This is a genomic window from Phycicoccus flavus (genome assembly GCF_004025965.2).
In the GTDB taxonomy this organism is placed as follows: domain Bacteria; phylum Actinomycetota; class Actinomycetes; order Actinomycetales; family Dermatophilaceae; genus Phycicoccus; species Phycicoccus flavus.
Window position 1 is genome coordinate 291 of record NZ_SAYU02000110.1, and the last position, 6,439, is coordinate 6,729.

5 protein-coding genes and 1 pseudogene are annotated in these 6,439 nt (G+C 67.5%); 4 read left to right on the forward strand and 2 right to left on the reverse strand.

Features of this window, described 5'->3' with window-relative positions; translation table 11 throughout:
* Positions 1 to 319: 319 nt before the first annotated feature.
* A complete protein-coding gene (locus EPD83_RS19465; protein WP_128366745.1) occupies positions 320 to 553 on the forward strand; it encodes a hypothetical protein in 234 nt (77 codons plus the stop codon).
* A 67-nt stretch (positions 554 to 620) separates the two neighbouring features.
* Positions 621 to 854: pseudogene (locus EPD83_RS19470) on the forward strand (type II toxin-antitoxin system PemK/MazF family toxin); the annotation flags it as partial.
* 787 nt (positions 855 to 1,641) lie between these two features.
* Here the strand turns inward: EPD83_RS19470 and EPD83_RS19475 are convergent.
* Positions 1,642 to 2,559: an NADP-dependent oxidoreductase gene (locus tag EPD83_RS19475; RefSeq protein WP_205859625.1), complete on the reverse strand. Its 918-nt coding sequence runs from the start codon at positions 2,557 to 2,559 to the stop codon at positions 1,642 to 1,644.
* A gap of 258 nt (positions 2,560 to 2,817) precedes the next feature.
* Positions 2,818 to 3,459 carry a TetR/AcrR family transcriptional regulator gene (locus EPD83_RS19480; protein ID WP_205859626.1) on the reverse strand — a complete coding sequence of 214 codons (642 nt, stop codon included), beginning with the start codon at positions 3,457 to 3,459 and terminating at the stop codon, positions 2,818 to 2,820.
* Between the two features lie 716 nt (positions 3,460 to 4,175).
* Between EPD83_RS19480 and EPD83_RS19485 the strand changes: the two genes are divergently transcribed.
* Positions 4,176 to 5,705: a DHA2 family efflux MFS transporter permease subunit gene (locus tag EPD83_RS19485; RefSeq protein WP_235950742.1), complete on the forward strand. Its 1,530-nt coding sequence runs from the start codon at positions 4,176 to 4,178 to the stop codon at positions 5,703 to 5,705.
* On the forward strand, positions 5,702 to 6,175 hold the full coding sequence (locus EPD83_RS19490; protein ID WP_205859627.1) for a nitroreductase/quinone reductase family protein: 474 nt from the start codon (positions 5,702 to 5,704) through the stop codon (positions 6,173 to 6,175). Before EPD83_RS19485 ends, EPD83_RS19490 begins: the two co-directional genes overlap by 4 nt.
* Positions 6,176 to 6,439: the final 264 nt, after the last annotated feature.

A 6,439-nucleotide genomic window follows, 5' to 3' on the forward strand; every position in this document is an offset into this window, starting at 1 on the left:
CAACCCTGAGGGTTCGGGGAGTCCGCGATGTCCTGAGACATCACATTGCGCGCCCGAAGGGATTCGAACCCCTAACCTTCTGATCCGTAGACCGCCGGTGAGGATCCCGGAGGCGACCCGGCACGCCACCAGCCGACACCCAGTTCGCGGCAACGTAGCAGGTCAGCGATGCTGCTTGCCTGGCTGTCGCCCGCTGTCGCAAAGGGTCGCACCCTGCCGTCTCCTGCACCGGAGAACGACGTTTTGGGGCCGTTCTTGAGCCACACCTCAGCCCGACGGACTTCCGCAGTCGTCTTACACGCTGTGTTACGTCCGTGTCGTGGCCGCGACGATCACCTTCCGCCCCGACGAGGACGCCGCTCGGGCACTCGCCGCGCTGACCCGAGACGGCACCTCGGTCTCCGCCGCAGTCCGCGCCGCGCTGATCGACGCCGCCCGCGACCGAGCCCGCTCGGCGTTACGCGCAGAGGCTGCCGCGCTGGCAGCCGACGAGCACGACCGAGACGAGGCCGCGCAGGTCCTGCGGGACATGGAGACGCTGCGTGCGTGGTGAGGTCTTCCGGCTGCGCGCGCCTCCAGACGCGCGGGGTCACGAGCAGGCCGACTGACGGTTCGCGCTCGTCGTCCAGTCCGACGATTTCCCGCTCTCGACCCGGCTGGTCGCACCCACGTCCACCTGGGCGCGCGCGGCCAGCTTCAGACCCGAGGTCCTGATCGGCGGCCGACGGACGGTGGTCCTCCTCGAGCAGACGACCGCCGTCGGTCCCGGCCGCCTCGGTGACAGCACGGGCCACCTGACCTACGACGAGCTCCGTCGTGTGGACGCAGCCCTGCGCCTCGTCCTCGACCTGTAGCGGACAGGCTCGCTCACCCAGCAAACCCTTGGTGGTGGCCGCCCCCCTCCGCACCACAGATCGGTTGTCACCGATCGATGCAGCAGCCCCACGCGTGCTGCAGGACCCGGGGAGGGTGCACCGCCCTGAGTCTCCCGGAGGATGACTCAGGGCGGTTCAGGTCCCCACTCGGCAGGGTTGCCCGACGCAAGAACCGGGTGTCGCCTTACCTGGTCAACATCAGTCAGCGCCCCGATGAAGCTTCCGATCGGGCCGTGCCCGGCGCCCGAAGGGCGACTTGATCATCGGCTGAGCCAACGCCTGCGCGATAGCCATCATCGTCGAACGGACCATCGGCTACGCGATGCTGGTTCCGCTGAGAGCAGGGTTCCGAGCCGAACCGGTGGTCCTCGCCCTAGCCGCACGGATCAACACCTTGCTTGAGCAGTTGCCGCGCACCCTGACGTGGGACCCGCGAGTCGAGATTCGGGACTGCAAGAAGGTCCAACTTTTCGCCGACATTGACATCTACTTCTGCGACACCCATTCACTTTGGCAACGGTCAACCCACAACAACACCAACGGGCACGTGCCGGGCTCCAGCCATGCCCGACGATGAGCCGGGCCGCTCTGAGTCTGGCGCGTGGGATCAGGCTCCGCATTGGAATAGGTAGCGCTGGCGCTTAAGGCCTCACCGTCGTGTGGAGCGGTTCCTAGATGGCTCCACTCCACATCAGGAAGCTTTCTCCCTTTTACGCAACAGATCGTGTCGTCGTAGGATCTCGACCAACACTTCTGGGCACCACATCTAGGCCGCCTCTTGGGGGTGAAGCACGATCTTGCCGTACACCTGACGGTCGCGCAGCGCGCGGTAGGCCGCACGAACGTCGCTGAGAGCATAGGTCGCCCCGATGGGGACGAGCAGGTCATCCGATGCCGCGCGCTCGGCGAGCTCGGCCAGCGCGGGCAGTCCACCGGCGTCGCGGGTGCCGAGCGCTTTGACGCCCTTGTCACGAGCACCGGGGTAGTCCACGACTGTGTTGATTCGGTCAGGGTCGATGTCGAGGCTCAGCGCCAGATCGAGATAGTTGCCACCGACGGCGTCGATGAAGGCCGTCATCGTCTGGGCGCCGGCCGCTGCCCGGATGCGGCCCGTCTCGCCCTCACCGTAGAGCACGGGCTCGATGCCCAGCCGGCGGAGCAGTTCGATGTGGCGGCTGCTGGTGAGCCCGAGCACGCGGGCGCCGCTGCGAACGGCGTACTGCGCGGCCACCAAACCCACGCCACCCGATGCGCCGGAAATCACGAGAACATCGTCCGCGCCTGGTGTCACTGCCTTCCAGGCGCCCACTCCGGCCATCGGCGTGGTAGCCAAGGAGGCGGCGATGTCCCAGCTGAGCCGGGCAGGCTTGATCACCACCTGCGTGGCGGGCACCGCGACCTGTTCGGCGTGGGCGTCCCAGCTCTGCACCCACCCGAGGACTTCGTCCCCGACGGCGACATCGACGACCTCGGCGCCGACCGCGATTACCCGACCGGCGAGGTCGCGGTTGGGAGTGAACGAGGATCCGTGCAGGGCCGGCAGTGCCCCGGGGTTGAGGGCAGCGGCCTCGACCTGGACCAGCACCTCGTCAGCTACCGGTGTAGGCGCGGGGAGCTCGTCGAGGTAGAGCTCGTCGATGCCGGCGAAGCGGTCGTAGCGGACTGCGTGCATGGCGGTCTCCAATCGGTGCAGTGTGGCTGTGTCGGTGCTCTTCGGTGGTGCTCTCGGCCGGTCCTGAGGTACTTCCAAGTTCGTCCCAGCCGATCGGGGACTCATGGGCGTTCGGTCCATGGTGCGTCCTGCGGACGTCGCACGGCCGACTCGCGACACGCGGTCCAGGTTTCCAGGCCTCACGTCGCGGAGCGGCGCGCGATGAGCGAGGCCGACGTGGTGCAGCGACCCGTCTCGGCGGCATGGGATGTGGGGCCGTCAAGGATGCACTCAACTGGAGCGCACCAGGGGCAAAAGGATGTCGTCGACGACGTGCTGTACGAAGAGTTCGTCGCACGGTTGGCCCTCGACGGTCAGCCGGTGCAAGATCAGCGCCGGTGCGACCTCACCTACCAAGGATGCAGCCGCAGGGGAAAGAGGCGCTACCCCGTCAAGCGTGTCGTGGCGGAGCACGCTCACGAGTGCGTCGGTGTCACGCCGCAGCACCTGCTGCATGTTCGCCGCCAGCTGTGGGTCGCTGCGCATGCCGGCGAACATTGCGTACAGCAGACCAGCGCCCTGGGTCGAGATCTCGGAGCCGAGCCGACGCACGGTCTCCAGCAGCATCTCGCGCATGTCCGCAGGGGGGGTAGCGAGGCGGCGCGAGTCAGGCCGTGCTCGGCGATCGACCGCGGCGGTGACGAGCGACGCCTTATCCGGGTAACGCCTGTAGACAGTAGCTTTTCCGACTCCCGCACGCTCGGCTACCCCGCCGATGGAGAGACGGTCGTAGCCGACCTCGAGCAACATCTCTAGCACCGCGTCGAAGATGACGACGTCACGGCTGGCGTCGCGCGGGCGACCTTGTGCCTTCGCCATGTCAATCCTCCCTTCATGTGGCTCACGAGTCGGCATGGCTTCGGACTCGCGCATTAACGATACGATACTATATCGTTTCTTATATCACAAGCGCACCTCGGCCACGGGCGCGACGACCCTGCGCCGGCCACCGAAGAAGCGGCCTGCAACCGGTCTTCTAGTAACGCGGCGGCCTGGCACCCGACGTCCGCGGCCCGAGAGGACCGACGTCGCTGTGGGTTGCGAGCTGGACCCTCCAGGGCACCGAGCCCGCCGATATGACTCAGCTCCGGGACAACCCCACCGACCGGACGTAAGCCATTCTCATCCCCCCGCCGCACTGTCACCGTTCGCACCCCTCTACGGCATGCTCAGCGACCGCGCCGGCACCACCTGAATCATCGGTGTCGGTCTGCGGTCAGGCGCCGATCCCGGAGCGCTTCCCCAGCACGGCCGTCGGGCCCTGACCTCACCGCCCGCGCGCGCCGACCTGAAGGCAGCAGCCGCCCCTCATCGGGCTCGCCGGCCACACCCTCCGCGCAGCTCGACTGCGCGCAATATCGCCATGGACGTCCCACTCATGCCGGCCAATACCGGGCTGCGCACGCTTCGACGTGGGGGTCGGCGTCACGCCGCCCGTCAGGTCGACGCGAGGAGGCCCATACCGATGTTTGCGCACTGGGCATAAGAGGGGTACTTTCGAAACGCACCGGTATCGTATCGTTGATAAAGGATCGATCATGTCCTCCTGGCCTCCCATCGTCTCCTCACCCGCCCACAGTCGCTGGGCGGTGCTGGCCGTGGTCTCCGTCGCCCAGCTCATGGTTGTGCTCGACTCCAGCATCGTGAACATCGCGCTGCCACAAGCACAGCAGGACCTCGACATCGCCACCCTGTCCACGGCGCAGTGGGTGGTGACCGCCTACGCATTGGCGTTTGGTGGTCTACTCCTCTTGGGCGGCCGCGTCGCGGACCTCTTCGGACGCGAGCGCGCCTTCCTTGTCGGTCTGGTCGGCTTCGCAGCGGCCTCTGGTCTCGGAGGCGCGGCGCCGACCGCGAGCGTGCTCTTTGCGGCGCGAGCACTGCAGGGATCGTTTGCTGCCTTGCTTGCGCCCGCCGCGCTGTCGATCATCGCCACCACCTTCGTCCAGCGACAGGAGCGCGCCACTGCGCTCGCGGTGTATGGCGGGGTGGCAGGTGCCGGTGCCGCCATCGGCCTCCTGCTCGGTGGCTTCCTGACCCAATGGTTGAACTGGCGATGGTGCCTCTACGTCAACGTTCCGCTGGCCCTCGTCACCACCGTTGCTGGCTTGCGACTGCTGCAGCAGACCCGCGGCGTGGGTTCGAGGGCCTTCGATGTCGTCGGGGCCGTGCTCAGCTCGGGCGGCTTGGCCGCCCTGGTCCTGGGCACTACGCGAGCGGGTCAGTCCGGTCAGGGATGGGGGTCTACAGGCGTGCTTGGCCTGCTGCTGGTAGCGGTGGTGCTGCTGGCAGCTTTCGTGGCGCGGGAGTCGCGCGCCTCCTCGCCCCTGTTGCCGCTACGCGTGGTCCTCGACCGCAACCGCGGTACCGCCTTCCTGGGTGTCCTCTTCGCAGGGTTGGGCCTCTTCGGGATGTTCTTGTTCCTCACCTTCTACTTCCAGCAGATCCGCGGCTACGGGCCCCTCGCATGCGGCCTGGCGTTTCTGCCGTTCAGCCTGGGCTTTCTTGTCTCTGCGGGCCTGGCGAGCCGACTGATGCCACGTCTTGGTCCCAAGCCCCTGATCCTCGCGGGGCTTCCGGTCGCCGCCGGCAGTCTCGCGGTGCTGTGCACGCTCCGGGTCGACTCCCCGCTCGTGGTCCATGTGCTCCTGCCTGAGGTTGGGATCAGCATGGGCATGGGACTGGTCTTCGTCGCGCTCTCCTCACTCGCCCTGCACGGGGTGGGCGCTGAGGACGCCGGGGTGGCGTCCGCGCTGTTCAACGCCAGCCAGCAGGTCGGCGGTGCGATCGGCACGGCTGTCTTGTCGACGATCTACGCCCAGGCGTGGACCGACTGGCTAGAGACGCACGGACAGGATGCGATCGCCTCACCTTCTGGCCCACAGCCGCCACCGATGGCATCCGTCGCTGGTTACCACGTGGCATTCGCTGTGGCGGCCGGGTTGCTCCTCGTCGCCCTCGTCGCCGTGCTCTTGATGGTCGACGCCACTCGCGAGTCCGTCGAGACGGAGACGCCCGCGGCGGAGACCGTCGACCCGCCGCCTGCTCCTCGGACCCAAGACGGCGGCTCGCGCCACGAGGTCGGCCCGACTCACGACGACGCCAGGTCCGTGCAGTGACGAGCGCTGAGGACCGAGCGGCCCGGCGCGCCCTGACTATCGCGCGTGACTGCCCGCCGCAAGCGCGCACCATCGACATCACCACCTTGGGCCGCCGCAGCGGTCGACCACGACGAATCGAGATGTGGTTCTACCGTGTGGACGGCGCGCTGTTCCTCACCACACAGCCGGCCCGACGCAGCTGGTACGCGAACCTGCTGGCCGACCCGACGCTGACCGTTCACGTCAAGCACTGCCTGACCGCTGACCTGCCCGCGACCGCGCTACCCGTCACGGCCACAGCCCGCCGTCGGCGAGTTTTCGGCCGCGTGCTTGAGGATCTCTCCCAGTACCTCACCCCTGACCAGACCAGCGCGCTGCCCCCGCTCGAAGCGTGGGTGGAGGGCAGCCCGCTCGTCGAGGTGCGGCTTTCCTCAGATCGCGCCGCAATCCTTCAGAAGAATGCCAACGCACGGGGAGAACGACCATGAGCTTCACCTTGGACACCGACATCGCACAGGCTCTCAACGCGGGGCCTGGCGGTTTCACCCCACCGGACAGCGTCGAAGAGATGCGTCGCCGCGCATCGCTCGTGGCTCAACGCCACCGAACCGAGGCCAGCGACAGCGTCGACGTCGGGTGTGTCCGATGAACGGTGTTTCCGGCGTTCATCTTCAGAGGTTCTCGGCGGCCGGCATGCGGTCGGCGAAGGTGACAGGGAACGCGTTCAACGCAGGCTTCCACCGCACTGCCCA